The organism is Jutongia huaianensis (assembly GCF_014384985.1).
Lineage (GTDB): Bacteria > Bacillota > Clostridia > Lachnospirales > Lachnospiraceae > Jutongia > Jutongia huaianensis.
Map to the genome: position 1 here is coordinate 180,858 of NZ_JACRSX010000001.1, position 23,512 is coordinate 204,369.

The window sequence follows — 23,512 nt, forward strand, 5'->3', positions numbered from 1 at the left end:
AACAACGAAATACCATTCTTATTGAAAGTTATTTTCACTTTTTATTGACGTTTTTTTTCAACTATGCTACAATCGGAACTACGTCACGAGGGAGTAATCGGTACATGATACTTCGGATCGACCTATTGATCCGTTTTGAAATGTATAATATTATCGACATACTGGTGCATTGGTCATCCGGTAATATTTTAAATGATGAGACTTATGGCAGTGTATTTTTGCACTGTCATAGGTCTTTTTTAATATATCGGAAAATGCTCGTAACGTAGTGTGATGCCAACGAGAATTGCGAAGCAATTCTTGGAGGGCAAAACGCTGGTTTTGCCCTTTTTATTCTGGAAAGGAGATTTCTTATGCTTTTATTTTTGCAGATCATGTTCACAGAATTTATCGCCGAAATGGGGGACAAGACCCAGCTTATGCTTATTGCCCTCACTTCCCGCTTTAAACTTCGGGATATCATTATCGGCACGGCTGCCGCCATTCTGGTTCTCAATGGACTTGCCGTACTTTTAGGCGGTCTTGTCAGCGAGCTGATCCCTACCTGGCTGATCCGTCTGGTTGCCGCAGCCGCTTTCCTCTTTTTTGCCATCACATCGCTGAGGGGAGATAACGACGAGGAAGAGGAGGCAAAAGAAGAAAATGTATCCCGTTTTGCTCCTCTCACCGTTTTCTGCACCTTCTTTGTGGCAGAGCTTGGAGACAAAACACAGCTTACGGCTATCACTTTCGGTGCCAATGAAGGTATGAGTGCCGCTGTCACTGTCTGGCTTGCCTGCTCCATCGGTCTTTTTGCCGCCGATATCCTTGGTATGCTGATCGGTTATCTTCTGAAAAGCAAAACTCCGGACGGCCTGCTGAACACACTGGCTTTTTTCATCTTTGCCATCTTTGGAAATCTCACGATGCATGAAGGTCTTGGTCTTTTACTTGGCAAGAATCATCCGGCAGTATTCCCTGTCACTATGATCATTGCCATACTTTTCATTTTGGCAAGTGTCGTGGTTTTTATGAAACGGGTACACAAAGACGTTTCTCCACGGATAAAATACTGACTGCTGTAAATATAATTATTTCAATCAGAAATACAATGCCAACCGGAAATCCCCCGGATACCATCCTGCTGCTCCGCGCAGCCATCAGCCAGCTTCCGGGATTCCAGTTGCTGACAGCTTCTGGAATCCGCTCCCGAAGCACGATTGCTATCACCGGTAGTCCCGGATATAACACCACTGCCAGCTTAACCGCATTGAAATGAAGGATCAGATAAAACATAATAATTCCAAAACACAGATTTCCCAAAAACATGCAGCCCTGTGAAAGTAAAAACGGCTGCCAGCATACTCCCCGTACGCTGTGTCCCAGCCTTACCACCCCCGTTCCTGCCAGAGTTCCCAGAAACAAAAAAATCTGATAAAGAACGGTATATTTTACAAAGGTTCCATATGCTGCACGATAATAAGAACGAAAATCCGGATAGCGCACAATCATCATGTAAGAATCCTCTTCTTTATACTGTACTATTTTCCGTACAGTCACAATACAATACAGGGACAGTTCCAAAAGCCACATATACTGCTCCACGTTATGCAGCTTTGCTCTGCCATAGCCATCCCCGTATAAAAATTTCAGAGGCTGGTACAGATCTTCTCCCCCATATTGTGTCATCTGCGCCAGCATCAGAAGGATCTGTGCCAGAAATATCACACTGCTCCAAAAAACAATTTCTCTTTTATCTCTCATTTTATTTCATATCCTTCAACACGTTCCATAATGGTTCTACTTTGTTTCCTCTTTCTCCTTCTTTGTCACATGATGATCCCTCACCAGATATACATCCTCACAAAGTGTCCGTATATCTTCATCATAATGGGATGCCAACAGGATCATTACGCCTTCCCCTGCCAGCCTTGAAAAAAGCTTTCGCATATCCTCCACACCCTGCACGTCCAATCCATTAAACGGTTCGTCCAGTATCAGAAGTCTTGGATGTTCCATGATCGCCTGTGCAATTCCCAGTCTTTGACGCATTCCCAGAGAGTACTTGGAAACCCTCTTTTTCAGTTTTGGATCCAATCCCACCAGCTCCATTGCCTCGTCAATCTCCTTATCACTGATCTGATTACGGATCAATGCCAGATTTTTCAGATTACTTTTTCCCGACATATAAGGAATAAACCCCGGTGTCTCGATCATCAGACCAAGACTCTGCGGAAAATCTATGTCCTTTCCTATCGCCTTTCCGTCCACCGTAACAGACCCCTTCGTGGGCTGCAAAAACCCACAGATACACTTCATCAGCACAGTTTTTCCGCTGCCGTTCATTCCCACCAGACCATATATCTTCCCCTGTTCCATTGACATATTAACATCGGTCAGAATGATCTCTTCCCGGAATTTTTTTTCCAGTCCTTCCACCTTAACCATATTTTTCTTCCTTTCCAAGCGATTTATTGCTTTTTATGCATTTTCTTTACAAAGATCAATTTTTCGGATCATACACATGCCAAACAGAGTTACCAGCAGGATCAGTATCGCAAAATAGATCACTCCAATCCCGATACGCTGTGCAATAGGGCGTGCATTATGAATTGCCATGGTAAACAGATCGCTCTGATACAATGGACTAATGTAATACTGCATCCTCTCCAGCAGATTTTTCACTTGTTTGTATCCCTCAAAATGAATCAGATTTTTTCCAAAAAGCATGGCCAGAATCCCGGACATTGTCTGAACTCCTACCATCAGATATGCCAGAACAGTTCCCACACCACGACGAAAACAGATATTTACAGTAATCATAAATATCCCTATAAAAAATGATCCCAACACGGTCAGCATAAATGTTAAAAGATATACTTTTCCCGGGCTTCCAATATTCATGATTAAATCTGAAAACTGCAGATTAACATTAAGGTTTAAATTCATCCAGAAAAAAACGGATTGCTGCGGATCTATTGCCATCTTTGCCAGACTGCTCCATTCATTATTCCAAATAATTCTCGGAAATAGTGCCAGAATAAATCCTCCCGTCCAAATCAGAAAATAGATTACTGATGTGAAAAAAATATAAATATACTGGGCAAAAAACCACTTTCTTTTCCCCAATCGGAGAATTTCATTCATACTCCCATCCCACCGTGGTAAAACAGCAATTAAAAATAGAAACACTCCAAAATAGATTATTGTTCCTGTATTATAAAATAAAAACGACGGAAGCATTTCAAATACGCCAACCTGATATCCCATTTTTTTCATCTGGACACTCATTCCCTGGAATAACATGATCATCATCAGCAACAGTGATGATACAACGACGATAAAGCGGGCTGACAACAATGTTTTATGTACATATTCCTGCCAAATATAGCGAATCATATCCTTCTCCCTCCTACTTCATTTTGCTCCAGACACCTCTGATAAAAAAAACCGTGGACACAAGCCAGTATATCAGTATCACAAAAATCCGGTATGGTAAACCTTCGAACATTAAAGAGCTTGCTCTCCCCTGTGCATCCAATATCATCGGTGCCAAATAGTACCATTGTAAGCCTATAAATAACAAGGTCGTCACGTTTGCATAAATAAAAGGAAACAACATAACAACGTATTTATTTTTGGCAATGGTAGAAACCGCCAGAGATAAACCGGGAAATATGGATGCATACATACAATCATATAAAATCTGCTGACCAATAAACATAATATAATTATGATGATCAATCCAGTAACTGGTTCCGGCGCAAGCAGAATCTACAACCTCACTGCCAAGCACAACCTTTCCAAAAATGACAAGAGATGAAACTGTCATGGAAAGCAGCAGCAATCCTTTCGTGATCAATACAACTGCCACTCCTGTCCCTATTGCTGCCCCTATCTTCGACAGACAGTATTTCAGCTTTGTTGTTCTTGCCATCACCGCATATTGATATCCATCCTTCTCTTCGATCAAATAACTGTCCGCTATTGCAAGTGTTGACAAAATCGGCATCAACGCTGTTCCATAACCTGCCAGGGTACTATCCATAAGGTAAGACAAATCATAATGATTTGATATGTCATATAATGCCGGAAAGAAACTTCCTGCAAATAATATCGCGATAGATATGTAAAAAAACGGCGACAATAAAACTCTTCGGATCTCCTGACGGATCATTGCTGCATCACATCCTTTCTGCATTATGCTTTCTTTTTATTGACATCATTTTAGTCATCCCCATTGTCCAATGCAAGATATCTGGCAAAAGATAAAATTTTCTGGCAAAAACTAAAATGATCTATGTGTTAATATAATCATTTAAAATCAATTTTTCAATTGTATCATGCACGAACGGTCATCCAAACTGCATAAGCGGTCATGGCGATTTATAATTTATTATAAAAATGTGGTACAATGACTCCAGATACTACTAACTATCCCAAAATTTGTGAACATAGAAAGGAATGGGAAATTTTTATGACTGTAAATTATCTATGGGAATTTTTTATTGATCTCTTGGAGATTGCTTTATTTGGGCACCTTGCCCAAACACGCTTTGAATTTCGAAATTCTATCATCCATAAAACTCTTTTGTGGGATATCACCTTATTCGTTTTGGCTTTCTGTGTGTTTTTTATGAATCTGGCTCATGTTAGTAGTGAGGTTGTCTTTTTAATTTCTCTGTTAATCAATATTATTGCCTCAAAAATCTTCTTTTCCAATGAGAATATCGTTCTAATTGTTTGGAATGTACTGTTTATGATCCTCGCCATGCTGTCAGAAGAAATCGGTATTCTTATTCCGATACATTTATTCCATTTAGAAATCGCTGATCTGCTGGCAGGTGGTATTCTGCGATATGCCAGCACACTGATGTACATTGTCTTTCTTTCCTTTTTTGTGTTTGTTTGCTGCCATATTGATAATAACAAACTTTTCCTGAACCTTACAGAAAAGCTCAGCTTTTTCTTTTTGTCTATCGTCTACCTTTTTATTGCGGAATCCATTTTAACGGTCACCATAAAACTGAATAAACTCCATATTCCACAGACATTTCAGAATCAGTTAACGATATTTTGCATTTTTTTCCTCCTATGCTATCTGGCTCTGTTGATCTTTATTTACCGTCTGGGTGTTACCCGCTACAAAAATATCGAATACAGCCGTTTACAGCAGATTCAGCAACTGGAGAAAAAAGAATTTGAAAGCATTCACCAAATGAATAAAGAGTTACGAGTAATGAAACACGATCTGTCTTTCCATATTAATGTCATAAATCAGCTTTTAGCAGAAAAAAATTACACAGACCTTTCAAATTATATGCAGCAATTTAAAAACAGCTTAAATGCATCCCATCAGATCATCAACTCCGGTAATTCTGTTGCAGATGCCGTTTTAACCACATATATACACGAAGCCGGTCAATACGGTATCCACACGGAATATATGATCCACCTTCCCGATCAGCTTCCCTTATCCGACATCAATTTATGTTCATTGTTAAGTAATATATGCACAAATGCCATTGAAGCCTGTAAACAAACAAAAGAAGCTCCATTTTTCAAATGCGTGATCAAGCCCTATCAGGATACTCTTTTCATTCATGCTGAAAACAACGGTTCCGGCCAATACAATATTCAAAATGGAATATTAAGATCAACAAAAAACAGCTCTGACGAACATGGCATTGGGTTGAAACGAATCAAATCAATTGCCGAAGCTGCCGGAGGATATGTTACAATAAGCACGAAAGAAATCTTTCAGATAGATATTATGATACCACTAGATACCGATAAAACACCAGGAGGCTGACATGCTGTTAAATATTGCAATACTAGAAGATGATCCAAAACAATCAAAAGAACTGTATAAATTATTAACTACCTGGGCGACCTGTCATGGGCATGTTTTCCATATTTATCAATACACCAATGGTCCGTCACTCCTCCGTGCTATCACACAGCAGACATTTCATGCCTGTTTTTTAGATATCCAGTTAAATACAGAAGATCAAAATGCCGAAACAGGTATGGAGACTGCTGTCCGACTCCGAAAAGAAAACTACTCCGGTGATCTTATCTTTCTGACGGCTTTTCGGGAGTATGTCTTTGAAGGATATAATGTACAGGCATTCAATTTTCTTTTGAAACCCATCGATCAAAAGATTCTGGAACAAGTATTGTCTGCACTTATTTTAAAATATTCTCCTGAGTGTTATATTCTGAAAAACAAACAACAGATCCAGGCCCTTCCATATTCAAAAATACTTGCCATTTGTGCGGACAAACACGACATCATTTTAATGACAAAAACAGAATCCTTTACAGATCATGCCGGTATTCAGGAAATCGCCGCACATCTTCCTGACATATTTGTACAATGCCACAGATCCTGTATCGTTAATTTAAGTCACATCACAAAAATAGACGGCAATACCATTTATCTGTCGAATAAAACCACCCAGACTATAAGCCGCCGGTATGTTACAAATGTAAAAACGAAATATATAAAATATATTACAACAGGAGGTAATCCATGATCAACATGATTTCTAATTATGCTAACTCAAATCTCGGTGATCATATTAGCCATAATAGAAATTTCAATTCAGAAATCATCGCATAGCGCAACACAAAACATTTCCTAACAACTCCTGTCCGATACAGAGATACCGACGACCCATCTATCAATGATCCGCCGTCCTGCCATTTACAGTGCTTTTACAAACCGCTTAAACGCTTCCTGTCCCTCGGCCGTATTTTTGTATACGCCGGCATGCTCCAGCACCTTCTTAAATACAATACCGATCTCCTTCTGAAGGATTTCTTCCACATTGTCCTCGGTCACCGAATCATAATTTGGCAAAAATGTTTCTACCCAGTCTGCATGCTTCTCAATCGTCTCATTACTGCGGATATCCTTACCCTGCACGATATATTCTCCCAGCACTGCCATCTCATTTTTCAGACGTGCCGGCAGAACCGCAAGTCCCATAACCTCGATCAGACCAATATTTTCCTTTTTGATGTGATGAAGCTCCTGATGCGGATGATATACTCCCAAAGGATACTCGTCCGTCGTAATATTATTTCGCAGCACCAGATCCATTTCGTATTTTCCGTTTCTCATCCGGGCAATCGGCGTGATAGTATTGTGAGGCTCTCCCTCGGTCTCCGCAAAGATAAATGCCGCCTGATCGGTATAGCCTCTCCAAGTGTCCAAAATATGGGACGCCAATGTAACAAGTCTGTCACTCTCCTCATGACGGATACGGATCACGGACATCGGCCAGTTGACAATACCGGCTTCCACATCCTCATAGCCCGGTATCGTAAGAGGTGTTTTTACCTGTGCTCTCTCCATGGCGAATTCATAATGTCCTCCCTGGAAATGCTCATGTGCCAGAATGGAACCGCCCACGATCGGAAGATCCGCATTGGAACCCAGGAAATAATGAGGGAACTGCTTTACAAAAGCTAACAGCTTCCGGAATGCAGCTTCGTCAATCTTCATCGGCGTATGCTTCTGGTTAAAGACAATGCAGTGCTCATTGTAATATACATATGGAGAATACTGAAATCCCCACTTCTCTCCCTCGATCGTGAGAGGCATGATACGGTGAGACTGTCTTGCCGGATGATTCAATCTTCCGGCGTAGCCTTCATTTTCCCGGCACAGCAGACACTTTGGATATGCGGACTGCTTTGCATTCTTTGCAGCGGCGATCGCCTTTGGATCCTTCTCCGGTTTAGACAGATTAATGGTCACATCGAGAGTTCCATACTCTGTTTCCGCTGTCCATTTCATATCCTTTGCAATACGGTAACGGCGGATATAGTCGGTATCCCGGCTGAATTTGTAATAGAAATCCGTTGCCTTCTGCGGAGACTGGCGATACAACTCCCCAAACTTTGCGATCACCATGCTTGGAGCCGGCACCAATGCCCCCATCAGCTTTGTGTCAAACAGATCACGGTATGCCACGGTATTTTCCTCCAAAACACCATTTTCATATGCCCAGTCCATAATACTGCCAAGAGTGCTTTCCAGATCCGGTACCGGACAGGCATTTTCCGGCTCCTGATACTCATCCAGCTTCAATATCTCCAGAATACGGTTGATGGTGTACACCGCATCCTCCGGCACAACTAATCCGGTATGTAATCCATAGTTCACAAGCTCTCTGATGCTTTTATTAATATCACTCATGGTAATCTCCTTTATTACTCAAACTCGTTTTCGTGTTTTTTACTTATACTATAGCTCGTTATTTATATTTCATTTCTCATCACATATAATCAATGGTATTTTCCGCTTCAACCGCTATTAGTACGTTTATGGTACAGTGAAAACTGCCAAATTGACAGTTTACAAGTACCATAAACGATGTTATAATGCAATTAGAAAAGGAACAACCGCCTACAAGGAGGTTGACCGATTATCAGAATAGCAAAGCCACCCTTAACCGTCCAAAGTATCAGGGTGGTTTTTGCTATGTAAGGCTACTTACAAAACGAAAAAACGAATGTAAGCAATGCCAAAAGGAAAAGACCAAAGGTCATCAAATCCTTAAAATCAAAATGATTTTTCATAGGCATCACCCCCATTCTTTTGGAATGAGGTCAACGCACCCTGTAACACGACTGTTCCACGACAAGATTTTACCACATTCTTTTCGTTCTGACAACTCATATCTCCCCCAAAATGCCCCTCGTCCGTGTTACATATATTTCTCCATTTTCATCAAAATATTGTTATAAATGAGCGATTTTCTTACAGTTTTACCGAACGAATTATGATAATGTTGTTATAACAAAGTGGTACCGCTTCACTTTCTAAACGTGAAAAACTAATACACAGGAGGTTTTTATGAATATACGTAATGATTTCCGGCATACCATTGCCGCCAGTTACATCGGATATATCACTCAGGCGATCGTCAATAATTTCGCCCCTTTATTATTTGTTACCTTTCACCGGACTTATGGCATCTCCCTGTCGCGGATCGGTCTTCTGGTCACGGTTAATTTTGTCACCCAGATTCTGGTGGATCTGTTTTCAGCCAAATTTACAGACCGGATCGGTTATCGGCCAAATGCCGTACTGGCTCATATTTTTGCCGCTGTGGGTCTGATCCTTCTTGGCATTTTACCGGAGCTGACCTCCGATCCCTATCTCGGTATCAGTATCGCCGTCGTCATTTATGCCATTGGCGGTGGTCTGACCGAGGTGATCATCAGTCCCATCGTGGAAGCCTGCCCTACCGACAAAAAGGGAGCTGCCATGAGTCTGCTGCACTCCTTTTATTGCTGGGGTTCTGTGCTGGTAGTTCTGGTATCCACGCTGCTTTTCCGCCTGCTGGGACTGGATTCCTGGAGAATCATTTCCGCCATGTGGGCAGTCATTCCGGCCTGTAATGCCATTTACTTTTGTTTTGTACCGATCAATTCTCTGGCTGACGAAGGGCGGGGCATGTCCATCACCGGTCTGTTAAAGGAAAAGGTATTCTGGGTTCTCGCTTTACTGATGTTGTGCAGCGGCGCCTCAGAGCTTGCCATGAGCCAGTGGGCATCTGCCCTGGCAGAAACCGGTCTACACGTTTCCAAGACCGTGGGAGATCTTGCAGGTCCATGCTTTTTTGCAATCCTGATGGGCTCCGGCAGAGTTCTTCACGCCCATGTTGCGGAACGTTTTTCACTGACCGGATACCTGGGAGCCTGTGCCTGCCTTTGTATCGTCAGCTATCTGGTCGTGACGTTCTCTCCGCTCCCGGCAATTTCTCTGGCTGCCTGCGGCGTCTGTGGTCTTTCCGTTGCTGCTATGTGGCCGGGAACCTTTAGTATCAGTTCAAAGGTTTGTCCTCAGGGTGGTACAACCATCTTCGCCCTGCTCGCTCTGGCCGGAGACATCGGATGCTCTGCCGGTCCCACTACAGTTGGTTTTGTCTCTTCCGCACTGCAGGATAACTTAAAGCTCGGTCTTCTGTCTGCAATTATCTTTCCGGTACTGATGATCGCCGGACTGACCATGTGCCGGAAGTATGAGAAATAATCTTTATCTGTATGGATAAATTTTAACAAAAAATTTCAATGTGCAAAAAATGGACTGTACCAAAATTAGTACAGTCCATTTTTATATTACCATTTATGGATCCTTTATAAATGCAGTCTCACAAATAAGCTAAAATTGTTTATTCTCCATATAACGGTTCACTGCATTGACCAGTGCGTCAATGGAAGACTTGATGATATCATCATCGGTGCCGGCACCCCAGTACAGCTTCTCCTGACCGGCAGGCTTAATCCCCACATAAGAGATTGCCTGTGCATCGGAACGCTTGGAAAGAGAATGCTCCTCATATACATCCAATGCATAGTCCAGATTGAAGTATTTCTTGATCGCATGGTTTACTGCATTCAGACGTCCGTTTCCGTGAGAATCCACAACGGTCTCCTTACCGTCTGCGACGATGGTTACCTCCGCTCCGATACCATCTTTCTGTTTGAAATGACACTCGGATACATCAAACTTCTTGTCAACATCCACATAAGTCTCTTTAAATACATCTCTCATATCCTCCGGAGACAGCTCTGCATGGCGGTGATCGGATACATTCTTCATAAGATATCCAACCTCTTCCTTCATCTTATCCGGCAGGATCAGACCAAAGCTGTTCTTTAATACATAGCTGACACCGCCACGGCCGGACTGGCTGTTGATACGGATAACGTCAGAATCATAGGTACGTCCCACATCCTTTGGATCGATCGGCAGATAAGGTACAGTCCAGTACTCGCAGTTCTTTTCCTCACGGTATGCCATCCCCTTGGAGATCGCATCCTGATGAGAACCGGAGAATGCAGTAAATACAAGCTCTCCTGCATATGGCTGACGCATAGATACCTGCATATTGGTCAGTCGCTCATATGTATCGGCAATCTCCTGCATATTGGAGAAGTCCAGCTTTGGATCGACTCCATGGGAATACATGTTCATTGCCATGGTAACAATATCCATGTTTCCGGTACGCTCACCATTTCCGAAAAGTGTTCCCTCGATACGGTCTGCTCCGGCCAGAACACCCAGCTCCGCCGTTGCCACACCGCAGCCACGGTCATTGTGTGGATGCAGGGAAAGAACAACATTGTCTCTGTATTTCAAATGCTTGCTGACATACTCGATCTGTGTTGCAAATACATGAGGCATCGCATTTTCCACGGTAGACGGAATATTGATGATCGCCTTGGCATCTGCCTGTGGCTGCCATACATCCAGAACGGCATTGCACACCTCAACCGCATACTCTACCTCGGTGCCATGGAAGCTCTCCGGGCTGTACTCAAAACGGATATTGCCCTTTACTTCTGCAGCCAGCTCCTTGAGAAGCTTTGCTCCGTCCACAGCGATCTTTTTGATCTCTTCTTTAGACTTGCGGAATACCTGCTCTCTCTGTGCCACAGATGTGGAATTATATACATGAACAACGGCATTTGGTGCACCATCAACCGCCTCAAAGGTCTTGCGGATAATGTGCTCTCTTGCCTGTGTCAGTACCTGCACCGTCACATCATCCGGAATCAGCTTCCGGTCGATCAAAGTACGCAGAAAGTTGTATTCCGTCTCGGATGCAGCCGGAAATCCAACCTCGATCTCCTTGAAACCGATCTTAACCAGCATCTTAAAAAACTCAACCTTTTCCTCAAGACTCATTGGCTCGATCAATGCCTGATTACCATCTCTAAGATCCACACTGCACCATACCGGCGGCTCTGTGATGCTGTCCTTTTTTACCCAGTCATAAGTTGCCTCTGACGGCATAAAATATGTTTTCTGATACTTTTCAAATCCCTTCATGATTCTAACCCTCCATTTTAAATCTTTTTGTTCTATTTCTTAACACGGAGTTTTATCTGCTGCCATCCTATAAAGGTTTACAGCAAATAAAAACCCGCCTCTATACTTAGAGACGGGAGAATATTCTCACGCGGTACCACTCTTATTCATGAATCATTCATGCTCTCACAGGTACAAGAAATACGAATCCAATACCTTTCCCCTGTAACGGTGGGAATCCGTCCTGATCTACTATGGTTCAACCGGCAGCTCCAAGGCGAGTTCACTGTCTGACATTCAACTGTTTCGCATCAACCAACAGCTTTCTGTATGAAGTTTGAACAGCTACTATTCCTCTTCCCAGCTTTTGATACCAATTACTATAACACAAACCGTTCTTATTGGGAACCCCTAAATTTGATTTTTTCAAAAAATTACTGTATCATATTTATCATTATTACGCAAAATAATACAGACAAATGATGAGGTGACACATATGTTTCTTGGATTATCCTGGTATTTTATACTGATGGACTTTTATTTATACAGCTTTTTCGGATGGATCTACGAAAGTTCCTTCTGCTCCATCAAAGCGCATAAACTGACAAACCGCGGATTTCTGATCGGTCCCCTGCTGCCCCTTTATGGTTTCGGCGGAACGATCGTATATGTATTTCTGCGGCCGCTGACTCCCCACCCTTCTCTGTTATATCTGGGAGGCATGCTTTTGGCAACGGCCATCGAGTATTTCACATCCTGGGGAATGGAAAAGATGTTCCATGCACAGTGGTGGGATTACAGCGATGATCCATATAATTATGAGGGGCGTATCGCTCTGGTTCCATCCATGTTCTGGGGATTTTTATCACTGCTTGCTTTTGACTTTTTACAACCGGCATTAAATTCCATTATCTACAGCATTCCCCGACAGACAGGTCTGATCCTGCTGACTATGGTAACGGTAGTGATGGCAGCCGATCTTATTTATACCGTGATCACGACGATAAACTTCCGCAATCAGCTGGAAACACTGTACCATATTCGGGACGAGTTAATTACCCAACTGGAAGAAGAGCGTTTTTCCTCTCTGCGCCAGATCATATTCTCCAAAATTCATACACAAAATGAACGAGCCGAGGGCTTCTTAAAACGTCTGGAAGAATTAAAAGAAACCTACTCCGGCGAGGATTCCAAACTTGCAGAGATTGAACAGCGTTTCAGGGAATATAAAGAACGTCATACCTCTTTCCAGAAAAAGAATCCTTTTTTCGGAAACAAACGTATTATGCAGGCATTCCCTACCTTGAAGTTTATTCCTGAGTCTGTACGAAAAACGGGACGTAAGCCGGTGAAGATCCTGCTGAAGGATTTCCTGCTGCAGATTACAGAAAAAGAACATTCTGAGAAATAATAATTTTATAATATCTAAAGGCAAATGAAACATTTTCAGCTGCTGAGATTATAAAACAAACAAGCTCCGAAGGGTGGAAACATTCACCTTTCGGAGCTTTTCGTTTTCTATGATCTGTTTGTTTTTAATTTTTTTATAAATGAAGCACTCTTTCCTTGATCTCCTGAGTTCTTCCCTGATTCCAGAACTGTGTTCCGATATATCCACAGGTACGTCTCGCCACATTCATTTTATCCTGATCGGTGTTGCCACAATTTGGACATTTCCAGATCAGCTTTCCATCGTCGTCGGTCACGATCTGGATCTCCCCGTTATAGCCACACTCCTGACAGTAATCACTCTTTGTATTGAGCTCTGCGTACATAATATGCTCATAAATATACTGCATCACACTTAACACGGCATCAATATTATCTGTCATATTTGGCACTTCCACATAACTGATGGCTCCTCCCGGAGAAAGCTCCTGAAATTGTGACTCAAACTTTAATTTTTCAAAGGCATCGATCGGCTCTGTGACATGAACATGATAGCTGTTGGTAATATAATTCTTATCTGTAACACCCTTGATCACACCAAAACGCTTCTGAAGACATTTTGCAAACTTATAAGTCGTGGACTCCAGAGGAGTGCCATAAAGACTGAAATCAATATTTTCCTCCTCTTTCCATCTGGCACATGCTGCATTGAGCCTTCTCATCACCTCAAGCGCAAATGGTGTGGCACTTGGATCGGTATGGGATTTGCCTGTCATATATCTGGTACATTCACAAAGTCCCGCATATCCCAGCGAGATTGTAGAATATCCACCATACAGCAGCTTATCTATGGTCTCACCCTTTTGCAGACGTGCAAGTGCTCCGTACTGCCAGAGGATCGGTGCCACATCGGACGGAGTGCCCTTCAGACGGTTATGACGGCACATCAATGCCTTTTTACAGAGTGCCATCCGCTCATCAAAGATCTCCCAGAACTTATCCGTATCACCACCGGAAGAACATGCGATATCCACAAGATTTACGGTGACAACGCCCTGATTAAAACGACCGTAATATTTTGGCTTGTTATTTTCATCTACATAAGGAGTCAGGAACGACCGGCATCCCATACATGGATAACAGTGTCCTTCTCCGTTTTTATCAATCTTAAGCTCCAGCATTTTCTTTTCGGAAATATAATCCGGCACCATTCTCTTGGCAGTACATTCTGCTGCCAGCTTTGTGAGATACCAGTACTTACTTCCCTCGGTTACATTGTCCTCCTCCAGAACATAGATCAGCTTCGGAAATGCCGGTGTAATATAAACACCTTTTTCATTTTTGACACCAAGAATCCTCTGGCGCAGGATTTCCTCTGTCACAAGTGCGAGATCATCCCGCACCTGTCCCTCCGGCACCTCGTCCAGATACATAAAAACAGTGACAAACGGTGCCTGACCATTGGTAGTCATCAATGTGATCACCTGATACTGGATCATCTGTACACCTTTTTTGATCTCATCTAACACACGAAGCTCTGCCACCTTATTGATCTGCTCCTCTGTGGCATCTACGCCGGATTCTTCAAACTCCTCCCGGACAATGCGGCGGAATTTCTTACGGCTGACATCGACAAAAGGAGCCAGATGTGCCAGACTGATGCTTTGACCACCGTACTGGGAGCTGGCAATTTGGGCAATACTCTGCGTAGCGATATTGCATGCCGTTGAAAAGCTCTTGGGCGTTTCAATGGCTGTCTCACTAATGACCGTGCCATTCTGCAGCATATCCTCCAGATTGACCAGACAGCAGTTGTGCATATGCTGTGCAAAATAATCGGAATCGTGAAAATGGATAATCCCCTGCTCATGAGCATGGACAATGTCCTCCGGCAAAAGAAAACGCTTTGTGATATCTTTGCTGACCTCTCCTGCCATATAGTCACGCTGCACGCTGTTTACCGTTGGATTTTTGTTGGAATTTTCCTGCTTTACTTCCTCGTTATTACATTCCAGAAGACTCATGATCTGATCATCTGTGGAATTTGATTTACGCACAAGTGCCCTGGTATAACGATATGTGATATACTTTCTGGCCAATGCAAAAGCACGGTTATTCATGATCTGGTTTTCTACCATATCCTGAATCTCCTCCACATTAGGAGACCGCTTCATATCCAGACACATCTGCTCCACATTATCAGAAATCTCCTGAATCTGCTGCAGAGAAAGACGTTCGCTGGCAGGCACCTCCTTGTTTGCCTTCATAATAGCCGCAGTGATCTTCGTAATATCAAAGACTGTCTCTGTACCACTTCTTTTTATGATTTTCATTCTCCTCAACCTGCCTTACATTAAGATAATTCAGGGCAAAACCAGCGTTTTGCCGCTTTGGCACCCCATATCATATAAAATATTATTTATACAATAAACCGTGGCTCCTCATGTGTGAGCCACGGTTACAATGTTAGCATATATGAAAATGTGTGTCAATAGAAATTCGACAATATATTGTATTCTACGCTTGTCTAACCACAATATATAGTGTATGTAACTTTTTTCATCTAAAGCACATCGTTCTGTATTTATTCCCGGCTGTCCAGATCCTTTTGCAATGCCTCCAGATAATGAATAAACACCTCTCCCTGCACCCGGATCTGATACTCCTGGTCTAACTCCTCCCGCCGGAAGCTCTTCCGTCCTCCCCCAAGAGCTCTGTCCCAAAAACGCATCATATCCCGATAAGGCACATAATAACAGAGATTACATCCACTGAAATAAATGATCAGAAAGGCGATGCCCTCCTGCTCCTCAAACTCTGTCATAAATTCCACCTGATGCTCATGGATATTCTGCAGAGGAAAGGTATCCGTGGCACACTCCTTGGCATCAAAACAGATCGGCACCCCCTGCACATTTCCCAGATAATCCACGGTACTTTTCTGCTCAAAATAAGCGAGCGTAATATGATGATGCTCTTTATCAAACTCCATAGGCGTGATCGGCGTTGGAATCTTCTGCACCAGCGCCAGCTTTTCCCGGCGGTATTTTTCATTCGTCATATTGAGGGACTCCTCCAGCATGGAACCTCGAAGCCCTCTGGAATTCCATGATGCCATGGGAAATTCCTCCTTTTATCAAATATAAAATTCGTTGTACTTTTGCTCTGACATCAAATGATCAGATATCTGATATATCAACCCCCATATCTTCCAATACCTGTGCAAACTTACGCGGCAGATCTGCAATAAATATTTTATTCCAATAAAGAGATGGCAGATATTCTTCTTCTGGCAGCTCCAGCTGCCGGGCATGGAGAAGCTGGCTCCGCAGACGGAACTTCTGCTCAGCCTTTCCTTTTCGGCCATATTTTACGTCTCCTACAGCCGGATATCCAATGCTTGCCAGATGTGCTCTGATCTGATGGGACTTTCCGGTGATCAGATGAATCTTAAGCAAAGTATATGACTCACCCTCCCAGAATACTACCTGTAACGGCTGATACCGGGTTTCAATCTCCACTGTCCCATTTTCCGGACTCTTTAGCACAGTCACAATATTTTTCTTTGGATCCTTTTTCAGAAACCCGTGAAGCTTTTTCTCCCCCTTAACTGCACCATGCACCAGACAAAGATAATACTTTTTGAGATTTCTTTCCCGGAACAGGCGGTTCATCCACTGGAGTCCATGAATACTCTTGCCCGCCACCACCAGGCCACTGGTATTGCGGTCAAGACGATTACAGATTCCGGGACGAAATGTCTGTGCGGCATCCTTTCCCAGATAATCCTCCAGCCATTCCACCAGAGAATAATCATCTCTGTCGGCTTTTTGGGACAATACGCCCACAGGTTTATTCAGCACCAGAATATCCTGATCCTCGTAAATGACCGGAATATTCATAGACTTTCTTCCAGTATTCTTTGTTCTCTGAGCCTTCTGAGGAGTCTGCTTTCGGAAGCTCTCAACGGTTTCGTCTGCCAGATAAAGCGTAATCTCATCTCCCGCTGTTACCTTTTCGGAGCCATCCGCTTTTTTCCCATTTAATTTGATATTTTTTTTGCGAAGCATTTTATAAAAAAAACTCCGGGGTGCTAACTGCATATACTTGTCCAGCATCCGGTCCAGTCTCTGTCCTTCCTCCTGAGCACTTACCTTTAAAACACGCATATGATAACCATGCCTTTCTATATTAGACGATCAGGGAGCGGATATAAGAATCCACATTTTCCGCTTCCTCCGCTGTCACCTCATGCTCCTGCATGCGCTCCACTTCCTTAAAAAAAAGTTTTTCACTGGTCACGATCTGTACCTGAAAATCTCCCCACTGATGCACTCCATTGGTGAGATATTCCCTGATATATGACACATCCTGACCGTCTCTACCGATCAATGCGATCACATGACCTGCACCTATCACGGCAAAATCCAGATTCATTACCTTATCCGGTGAAGTGATCACCAGATCTGTATACAGCTTTGCCCCCTGTACTCCACTGTTTTCCAGACATTTCCGGGCCTTATCATAGCGTTCTCTGCTGACACTGTGATACGGGAATAACACGATCAACGCTACAAGTTGTTTTGCCCATGGAAGCACACAGAGAATTGCCAGCACAGTAAATATATTGGCTCGTGACATTTTATTGAGCAGCAGTCCGATTCCAAAAATAGCTGCTGCAATGACGATGATCGCAACCACCATAATGATCTTTCTTTTTTTCTTTTTTTTGATATACTCAAAGCTTCCTTTTTCTAACATAATAGTCTCCATTTCTTTAACGATTTACTGCATACGCCATCCGGGATAATATTTATTCTTCATGGTGCCGGAACCATTGCCCTTGCACCAGCCTAGCGGATAACCATCAACACAGAACAGAACATATCCCTTATACGGCTTGTCTACCAGAACCGTTTCTCCCTTGAGATAACGGATCACCCTCTCATCTTCCGCCGGCAGATCGATCCTTTGTAAATAATCCTCTCCCCGAAGTGCAAGTGCAAGCTGGGGAGACGGCTCAAACCGCCCGTTTTTGTCATTGCCAGCGATCAATCCGCCTGCCACGATCCGAAGTCCCTTCATTTGTCCTGCTGCCAAAGTCTCTGCAACATAAATGTCCTTCTTTCGGGACAGTTTCTTTATTTCAATTCCTGTCTCCGGCAGAAGCATTTGAAAAAAGTCTTCTATCCCTTCCTGGTTTTTCTGCTTCTTTTCCCGTGAATCCGATGCAGATATATGATTTCTGCTCTTTTTTCCGGACTGTTTTCGTCTTCTTTTTCCATCCGGACAAGCTTCAGAAATCCGGTCTGACTTCATATCTGTCCCATTTATGTCCCACATCTCCGGATCATCACATGTATCTCCTGCTTTCCCATGCTTATGCAAAAGTACCGCAAAATGCCCCTCTCCCTCTGCCCGGTGTGGAAAGATCCGGACACAGTTTTCCAGAGAAGAATCGCCATCCGGCACCCAGTCCGGTCTGCCTTCAGAATAACCCGGATGTCGTGGCACCTCACAGATAGTCATATCCGGGTGCTTCTTCAGAAAGGACTGAATCATTCCTTCATCCTCTAAAGGAGAAAAGGTACAAGTAGAATATACCATATCTCCTCCCGGTGCAAGCAGAACATAGGCACTTTCCAAAATCTCTGCCTGAAGCGCAGCATAATACTCCGGTCCATGGATACACCAGCTTTTCACCATTCCCGGATCACGCCGGAACATTCCTTCTCCGGAGCATGGGGCATCGATCAATACCTTATGGAAAAAGCCCGGCAGTACAGCCGCCAGATTTTCCGGTGTTTCTGCTGTCACTACCGCATTTTTAGTTCCTGAAATCTGCAAATTTTTGGCCAGTGCCATTGCTCTGGACACACTGATATCATTTGCCACCAAAAGACCGGTCCCGTGAAGCTTTGCGGACAATTCTGTTGCCTTTCCTCCCGGAGCCGCACACAGATCCAGCACCCGGTCTCCTTCTTCCACAGGAAGCAGACTGGCCGGAATCATAGCACTGGGCTCCTGAATATAATATAGTCCTGCATAATAATAGGGATGCTTCGACGGCATATCCACATCCGCATTATAATAAAATCCCTTTTCATTCCACGGCACCGGCTCTGCATGAAATGGACAAATATCCATAAACTGCTCTGGCGTTATTTTGTTGGTATTTACACGAAGTGCTGTGCGGGTATCCTCTTTCATACTACTGATATAGTCCTGATATTCTGTTCCCAGCATTCTTTTCATACTCTCCAGAAACTGTTCCGGTAACTCTTCTGTCCTCATTTCCTTTGGTCCTTTCCGTGATCTTATCCGTTCCGGTTCTGTATTTCCTGCATTCTGACAGAACATTTCCGTCTTTCGTGCATCATCAGCTCAGACTCTGTGCCCGGTACGACTCTGACAGAACATCCAGCTGCCGGTTGAACCGCTCTAAAAGTGCAATATCATCCGCCTGATAAACCCGGAAAAATTCATCCTGTATCTTCCCTACCTCCCGTTTATTCATGGTACGGTACAAATTCTCAATATTATTTAATATATCACTCACGATGCCCGCTTTTCTCCGATTGGAATTCTGGGCATCCATAATCTCATCCCGGACAGAGGACATTTCCATATCCAGTGCATCCACCGCCTTTGCCGCGCGCAGCAGACGCCCCCGGACCTCATCCGGCATATTTTCTTTATATTTATACTGCAGAGAGTGCTCAATGATCGCCCAGAAATTCATGGCAAGAGTACGGATCTGAATCTCCACTTCCAGATTTTTCGGGCCATTAATTGTCTGAACCGTATAATAAACAATCACATGGTAACTACGGTAACCGCTCTCCTTACTGTTTGAAATATAATCCTTTTCTTTTTTGATGATCATATCACTTCTCTTACGAATGATCTCCACAACTCTCTCAATATCCTCTACAAACTGACAGATAATTCGTATTCCGGCAATGTCCTCAATCTTTTCCTCCAGCTCCTCCATCGGTACATTTTTACGCTGGCATTTTTCCAGAATACTTGATATCTTTTTTACACGGCCGCTGACCTGCACGATCGGACAGTAAATTCCCGCATTATGATGCTCCTGAATCATATGATCGAATTTAACGGTCAGTTCATCCACCGCCTGTCTGTATGGATCTAATATTTCTCTCCACAATTGAATTTCCATGTTTTTGTCCCCTTATCATTATACCTTATTTTTCTCCAGATATTGCAGCAGATAATATGGATTTACCGTACATTCCTCTCCATCTTTGTCATAGTAAATACCAAAGTGAAGATGTACCGGGAACTTTCCTCTCGTTCCTTCCGGCCCATATCCGGTATCTCCCATATAACCAAGCAGGGCTCCTGCCTGTACCCTGTCTCCTTTTTGCAGTCCCGGAGCATATTCCTCCAGGTGGGCATAATAGAAATATAATCCGGACTTCGTCCGTATCCCCACCCGGTATCCGCCAAGCTCCAGCCAGCCGAGCTGCTCTACCACGCCATCCGACACAGACCGGATCGGTATCTGCTTCCGATCATCAGAAACCGGCATAATGTCAATGCCTTCATGGCTTCGTCTGCCCCCATAGCTCCGCCCCTCTCCATAACCGTCATCAAAGCCCCAGGACACACTTTGCCCCTTCGCTCTCTGGACCGGAAAACATTCTACCTCCTCCAGCAGAGGGCGAAGCAGCCTTTCTGCGTTCTGCTTTTGCAGACCCTGCTGAACCTGACATACCTGTTCCATCTCCTGCTGCCAGGTTACAATGTATCCGGCACACCGAACATCCAGAAACAGCATCAAAAATAAAACGCTAACCCATAATATGATCCGTAAATATCTGACATACCGCCATTGCTTTTTTGTCCTCATGGACAAGCTCCTTACCGGGCATCTGCCCAAAAGGTCTCCTTTATAAATACGGCGTTCCTGCTGCAATTATTCTTCCGGTTTGCATTTGTCAATCTCTCTGTCTTTTGCACAAACAGTGCGGATGCTCCAGCCCGGTTTTCCCTGCATAAGAAACATAGCTCCTGGAACATGCTATTTTTCAAAAACTACATATTGCGGGATTTATCTGCGCATGCCTTCATGCATTCCATTACGCTGCTTCGAAATCCCTTTTCCTCCAGCTTACATACTCCTGCAATGGTTGTACCGGCCGGAGAACATACCATATCCTTGAGCTCTCCCGGATGCTTTCCTGTTTCCAGTACCATTTTGGCACTGCCAAGAACTGACTGTGCCGCGAACTGATATGCCTGCGCCCGCGGCATTCCCTCTGCCACTGCTGCATCTGCCATAGCCTCAATAAACATAAAAACATAGGCCGGAGAACTTCCGCTGACGGCAACCACCGCATCCATCAAATGTTCTCCAACGACCTCGGCTTTTCCAAAGCCACGGAACAGTCTGCAGACCTCCTCCAGTTCTTCTTCACTGACAAGCTCTCCCGGACATAATGCCGTAACTGCTTCTCCAACCAATGCCGGAGTATTTGGCATCGTCCGGATCAGTTTCACCGGCTTGCCAAAAGTATCTGAAAGCCACTGTAATGATCTGCCTGCAACGATCGTTACCACGATCTGGTTTTCTCCGATCTGATCTCTGATCTCCCGGATCACTCCCTCACAATAGATCGGCTTAATGGCAAGGATCACAATCTCTGCCTTGGCCACCTCTTTATTATCCAGCGTCGTGCGGATGCCAAACTCCTGCGCCACCCGGTCTGCTGTCTTCTGTGTTGCCGAGGATGCAATAATATCCTCCTTCTGCAACAGTCCCTTCTGCAGCATTCCACCGATCATAGCGGATGCCATATTTCCTGCTCCAATAAAACCTACTTTCATAATCATTCTCCATTCTGCTGCTTCTGTTGCAGCCTTAATTCCACGGAACAATCTCCATAGATGCTAAAAACTCCTGTTGAAAGGCTTCCTGCTGTGCCAGCTCAATATGTGCCGCCTCTGTGCCAACCTGCTCGGTCTGCCGCAAAAAAACCTCTGACAACAATGCCCTTGCCGCTCCCTCTCCCGCAGCATTTCCTGCGATCACAAGCTTTTCTGGGGCAATATCCGGAAAAAGCCCGGTAAGCACAGCACTTTTCTTGGATATATGTCCTCCAAAAACACCGGCAATATAGATTCTGTCCACCTGCTGCAGGGCAAGTCCCTTTTGCTCCAGGAGCATGCGTATCCCGGCCTGCACTGCGGCCTTGGCCAGCTGAAACTGCCGGATATCCTTCTGTGTCAGACATACCTGCTGCCCCCCGGGATCCAGATACACCAGAAAGCCCTTCTCTGTAATCCTCTCTCTGAGATATCCCGGAATCCCCAGTCTGTCCGCTTCCTCTGGATTGCAAAGAAGATAACCGTCCGGCTGCAGAATACCACTTTGTCTCAGAGAAGCAATGCTGTCGATCAATCCCGATCCACAGATTCCCCTCACCGGATATACATTTCTTCTGTCATCCGGAATCACTTCCAATAATATATTACCACTTTGCCGGGCAATATGCATCCCCGCAATTGCTCCCGGTTCTCCCCGCATCCCCTGCGAGATCTGTGCCCCCTCAAAGGCCGGTCCCGCCGGGGCAGAGCAGACCGAAATTTCTCTCTTACAACTCAGTGCGATTTCGGCATTGGTGCCAATATCTACTGCCAGTATCGTCTCCTTTGTTTCCGGAAGCTGCAGCGCGCAGATCATAGACACGGCGTCCGCCCCCACATGAGCATCAATTCCGGCCGGTACGATCACATCCGTATCCTTCATTTCCTGAAGAGCAATATCACTGCCCTTGCAGCGGTATATTCCCCGGTAAGCCGGACAGAATGGGCTGCCCGCCAGACCGGATGTATCCTGTCCCAGAAAAATATGACACATAGTTGTATTTCCCACAACCGCAATCGTTTTAATCTGTTCCAATGCACAAAATCCGTCACAAAGCTGCTCCGCCATATTCTGAATCTGCTCCCGGATCCGTTGTTCCAACGTATGCTGAGAACCCCTCTGACAGTGCATTAACCGCATCATCACATCTGCCCCCAAAAGCGTCTGACTGTTTTTTTCCTGAAGCCCGGCAAGTCTCTCACCGGAATCCAGATCATACAATCCCATAACCACTGTAGTAGTTCCTATATCCACCGCCAGACCACAGGCAGCACCAGCCATTTTTACGGCACAGCTATCTGATTTCGGCTGTCCCTTTCTGCCTCTTCCCTTAATAGTATCCGATTCTGCCATTCGGACAATCTGCATATTTTCACCTCTGATCTGTTCTGATAATATCTGATGCACAAGCTTTATTT

Annotated in this window: 19 protein-coding genes, 1 pseudogene and 1 other annotated feature; of the genes and pseudogenes, 5 read left to right on the forward strand and 15 right to left on the reverse strand. The window is 44.1% G+C overall.

The genetic code is table 11. The annotated features are described in order from the left end of the window. Nucleotides 1-353 precede the first annotated feature (353 nt). Nucleotides 354-1,055 (forward strand): TMEM165/GDT1 family protein, encoded by a 702-nt coding sequence (locus H8704_RS00795; RefSeq protein ID WP_249296927.1) that lies wholly within the window; start codon nt 354-356, stop codon nt 1,053-1,055. On the opposite strand, the gene H8704_RS00800 is transcribed toward H8704_RS00795, so the two are convergent. The 4 genes from H8704_RS00800 to H8704_RS00815 are packed head-to-tail and all read right to left on the reverse strand — an operon-like array spanning nt 1,009 to nt 4,180. After that, a complete protein-coding gene (locus H8704_RS00800) occupies nt 1,009-1,743 on the reverse strand; it encodes a hypothetical protein (protein ID WP_022465858.1) in 735 nt (244 codons plus the stop codon). The genes H8704_RS00795 and H8704_RS00800 overlap by 47 nt on opposite strands. A gap of 36 nt (nt 1,744-1,779) precedes the next feature. Further along, nucleotides 1,780-2,427 carry an ATP-binding cassette domain-containing protein gene (locus tag H8704_RS00805; RefSeq protein WP_022465857.1) on the reverse strand — a complete coding sequence of 216 codons (648 nt, stop codon included), beginning with the start codon at nt 2,425-2,427 and terminating at the stop codon, nt 1,780-1,782. Between the two features lie 33 nt (nt 2,428-2,460). Beyond that, nucleotides 2,461-3,378, reverse strand: a complete 918-nt coding sequence (locus H8704_RS00810) for a hypothetical protein (RefSeq protein WP_118677140.1) — start codon at nt 3,376-3,378, stop codon at nt 2,461-2,463. Between the two features lie 13 nt (nt 3,379-3,391). Then, nucleotides 3,392-4,180 (reverse strand): hypothetical protein, encoded by a 789-nt coding sequence (locus H8704_RS00815; RefSeq protein WP_249296928.1) that lies wholly within the window; start codon nt 4,178-4,180, stop codon nt 3,392-3,394. Between the two features lie 276 nt (nt 4,181-4,456). On the opposite strand from H8704_RS00815, the gene H8704_RS00820 reads away from it, so the two are divergent. Then, a complete protein-coding gene (locus tag H8704_RS00820; RefSeq protein WP_249296929.1) occupies nt 4,457-5,791 on the forward strand; it encodes an ATP-binding protein in 1,335 nt (444 codons plus the stop codon). Nucleotide 5,792: 1 nt separating this feature from the next. Continuing rightward, nucleotides 5,793-6,518: a LytR/AlgR family response regulator transcription factor gene (locus H8704_RS00825; protein WP_249296930.1), complete on the forward strand. Its 726-nt coding sequence runs from the start codon at nt 5,793-5,795 to the stop codon at nt 6,516-6,518. Nucleotides 6,519-6,688: 170 nt separating this feature from the next. On the opposite strand, the gene galT is transcribed toward H8704_RS00825, so the two are convergent. Further along, nucleotides 6,689-8,188 (reverse strand): UDP-glucose--hexose-1-phosphate uridylyltransferase, encoded by a 1,500-nt coding sequence (galT, locus tag H8704_RS00830; protein ID WP_249296931.1) that lies wholly within the window; start codon nt 8,186-8,188, stop codon nt 6,689-6,691. A gap of 660 nt (nt 8,189-8,848) precedes the next feature. Here galT and H8704_RS00835 point away from each other — a divergent pair. Continuing rightward, nucleotides 8,849-10,030, forward strand: a complete 1,182-nt coding sequence (locus tag H8704_RS00835; RefSeq protein ID WP_249296932.1) for an MFS transporter — start codon at nt 8,849-8,851, stop codon at nt 10,028-10,030. Nucleotides 10,031-10,174: 144 nt separating this feature from the next. Here H8704_RS00835 and H8704_RS00840 read toward each other — a convergent pair. Continuing rightward, a pseudogene (locus H8704_RS00840) lies at nt 10,175-11,833 on the reverse strand (2-isopropylmalate synthase); the annotation flags it as partial. A 105-nt stretch (nt 11,834-11,938) separates the two neighbouring features. After that, nucleotides 11,939-12,183, reverse strand: a binding site (T-box leader). A gap of 125 nt (nt 12,184-12,308) precedes the next feature. On the opposite strand from H8704_RS00840, the gene H8704_RS00845 reads away from it, so the two are divergent. Further along, a complete protein-coding gene (locus H8704_RS00845; protein ID WP_249296933.1) occupies nt 12,309-13,223 on the forward strand; it encodes a putative ABC transporter permease in 915 nt (304 codons plus the stop codon). 133 nt (nt 13,224-13,356) lie between these two features. Here the strand turns inward: H8704_RS00845 and nrdD are convergent, their stop codons facing one another. From nrdD to H8704_RS00890, 9 genes are all read right to left on the reverse strand, one after another. Beyond that, nucleotides 13,357-15,534 carry an anaerobic ribonucleoside-triphosphate reductase gene (gene nrdD, locus H8704_RS00850; RefSeq protein WP_249296934.1) on the reverse strand — a complete coding sequence of 726 codons (2,178 nt, stop codon included), beginning with the start codon at nt 15,532-15,534 and terminating at the stop codon, nt 13,357-13,359. 251 nt (nt 15,535-15,785) lie between these two features. Next, a complete protein-coding gene (locus H8704_RS00855) occupies nt 15,786-16,319 on the reverse strand; it encodes a Holliday junction resolvase RecU (protein ID WP_249296935.1) in 534 nt (177 codons plus the stop codon). 61 nt (nt 16,320-16,380) lie between these two features. Next, a complete protein-coding gene (locus H8704_RS00860) occupies nt 16,381-17,370 on the reverse strand; it encodes an RluA family pseudouridine synthase (protein WP_249296936.1) in 990 nt (329 codons plus the stop codon). A gap of 22 nt (nt 17,371-17,392) precedes the next feature. Further along, the gene (locus H8704_RS00865; protein WP_118677159.1) at nt 17,393-17,962 is read right to left on the reverse strand and encodes a hypothetical protein; all 570 of its coding nucleotides are present in this window, start codon (nt 17,960-17,962) and stop codon (nt 17,393-17,395) included. A 24-nt stretch (nt 17,963-17,986) separates the two neighbouring features. After that, complete coding sequence (locus H8704_RS00870; RefSeq protein ID WP_022465842.1) at nt 17,987-19,495, reverse strand: RsmB/NOP family class I SAM-dependent RNA methyltransferase; 1,509 nt, start codon at nt 19,493-19,495, stop codon at nt 17,987-17,989. Between the two features lie 85 nt (nt 19,496-19,580). Then, nucleotides 19,581-20,384 carry a GTP pyrophosphokinase gene (locus H8704_RS00875; RefSeq protein ID WP_118677161.1) on the reverse strand — a complete coding sequence of 268 codons (804 nt, stop codon included), beginning with the start codon at nt 20,382-20,384 and terminating at the stop codon, nt 19,581-19,583. Nucleotides 20,385-20,402: 18 nt separating this feature from the next. Then, nucleotides 20,403-21,077, reverse strand: coding sequence for a M23 family metallopeptidase (locus H8704_RS00880; protein WP_249296937.1), 675 nt, complete (start codon nt 21,075-21,077; stop codon nt 20,403-20,405). Between the two features lie 185 nt (nt 21,078-21,262). Beyond that, entirely contained in the window at nt 21,263-22,054 is a 792-nt protein-coding gene (proC, locus tag H8704_RS00885; protein ID WP_249296938.1) for a pyrroline-5-carboxylate reductase, read from the reverse strand. Nucleotides 22,055-22,088: 34 nt separating this feature from the next. Then, complete coding sequence (locus H8704_RS00890; protein ID WP_249296939.1) at nt 22,089-23,462, reverse strand: ASKHA domain-containing protein; 1,374 nt, start codon at nt 23,460-23,462, stop codon at nt 22,089-22,091. Nucleotides 23,463-23,512 lie beyond the last annotated feature (50 nt).

What these genes read in the sequence shown, in the direction of transcription:
- H8704_RS00795 (WP_249296927.1), top strand. Translation starts at nt 354, where the DNA reads ATGCTTTTATTTTTGCAGATCATGTTCACAGAATTTATCGCCGAAATG.
- H8704_RS00800 (WP_022465858.1), bottom strand. Translation starts at nt 1,743, where the DNA reads ATGAGAGATAAAAGAGAAATTGTTTTTTGGAGCAGTGTGATATTTCTG.
- H8704_RS00805 (WP_022465857.1), bottom strand. Translation starts at nt 2,427, where the DNA reads ATGGTTAAGGTGGAAGGACTGGAAAAAAAATTCCGGGAAGAGATCATT.
- H8704_RS00810 (WP_118677140.1), bottom strand. Translation starts at nt 3,378, where the DNA reads ATGATTCGCTATATTTGGCAGGAATATGTACATAAAACATTGTTGTCA.
- H8704_RS00815 (WP_249296928.1), bottom strand. Translation starts at nt 4,180, where the DNA reads ATGCAGAAAGGATGTGATGCAGCAATGATCCGTCAGGAGATCCGAAGA.
- H8704_RS00820 (WP_249296929.1), top strand. Translation starts at nt 4,457, where the DNA reads ATGACTGTAAATTATCTATGGGAATTTTTTATTGATCTCTTGGAGATT.
- H8704_RS00825 (WP_249296930.1), top strand. Translation starts at nt 5,793, where the DNA reads ATGCTGTTAAATATTGCAATACTAGAAGATGATCCAAAACAATCAAAA.
- galT (WP_249296931.1), bottom strand. Translation starts at nt 8,188, where the DNA reads ATGAGTGATATTAATAAAAGCATCAGAGAGCTTGTGAACTATGGATTA.
- H8704_RS00835 (WP_249296932.1), top strand. Translation starts at nt 8,849, where the DNA reads ATGAATATACGTAATGATTTCCGGCATACCATTGCCGCCAGTTACATC.
- H8704_RS00845 (WP_249296933.1), top strand. Translation starts at nt 12,309, where the DNA reads ATGTTTCTTGGATTATCCTGGTATTTTATACTGATGGACTTTTATTTA.
- nrdD (WP_249296934.1), bottom strand. Translation starts at nt 15,534, where the DNA reads ATGAAAATCATAAAAAGAAGTGGTACAGAGACAGTCTTTGATATTACG.
- H8704_RS00855 (WP_249296935.1), bottom strand. Translation starts at nt 16,319, where the DNA reads ATGGCATCATGGAATTCCAGAGGGCTTCGAGGTTCCATGCTGGAGGAG.
- H8704_RS00860 (WP_249296936.1), bottom strand. Translation starts at nt 17,370, where the DNA reads ATGCGTGTTTTAAAGGTAAGTGCTCAGGAGGAAGGACAGAGACTGGAC.
- H8704_RS00865 (WP_118677159.1), bottom strand. Translation starts at nt 17,962, where the DNA reads ATGTTAGAAAAAGGAAGCTTTGAGTATATCAAAAAAAAGAAAAAAAGA.
- H8704_RS00870 (WP_022465842.1), bottom strand. Translation starts at nt 19,495, where the DNA reads ATGAGGACAGAAGAGTTACCGGAACAGTTTCTGGAGAGTATGAAAAGA.
- H8704_RS00875 (WP_118677161.1), bottom strand. Translation starts at nt 20,384, where the DNA reads ATGGAAATTCAATTGTGGAGAGAAATATTAGATCCATACAGACAGGCG.
- H8704_RS00880 (WP_249296937.1), bottom strand. Translation starts at nt 21,077, where the DNA reads ATGAGGACAAAAAAGCAATGGCGGTATGTCAGATATTTACGGATCATA.
- proC (WP_249296938.1), bottom strand. Translation starts at nt 22,054, where the DNA reads ATGAAAGTAGGTTTTATTGGAGCAGGAAATATGGCATCCGCTATGATC.
- H8704_RS00890 (WP_249296939.1), bottom strand. Translation starts at nt 23,462, where the DNA reads ATGCAGATTGTCCGAATGGCAGAATCGGATACTATTAAGGGAAGAGGC.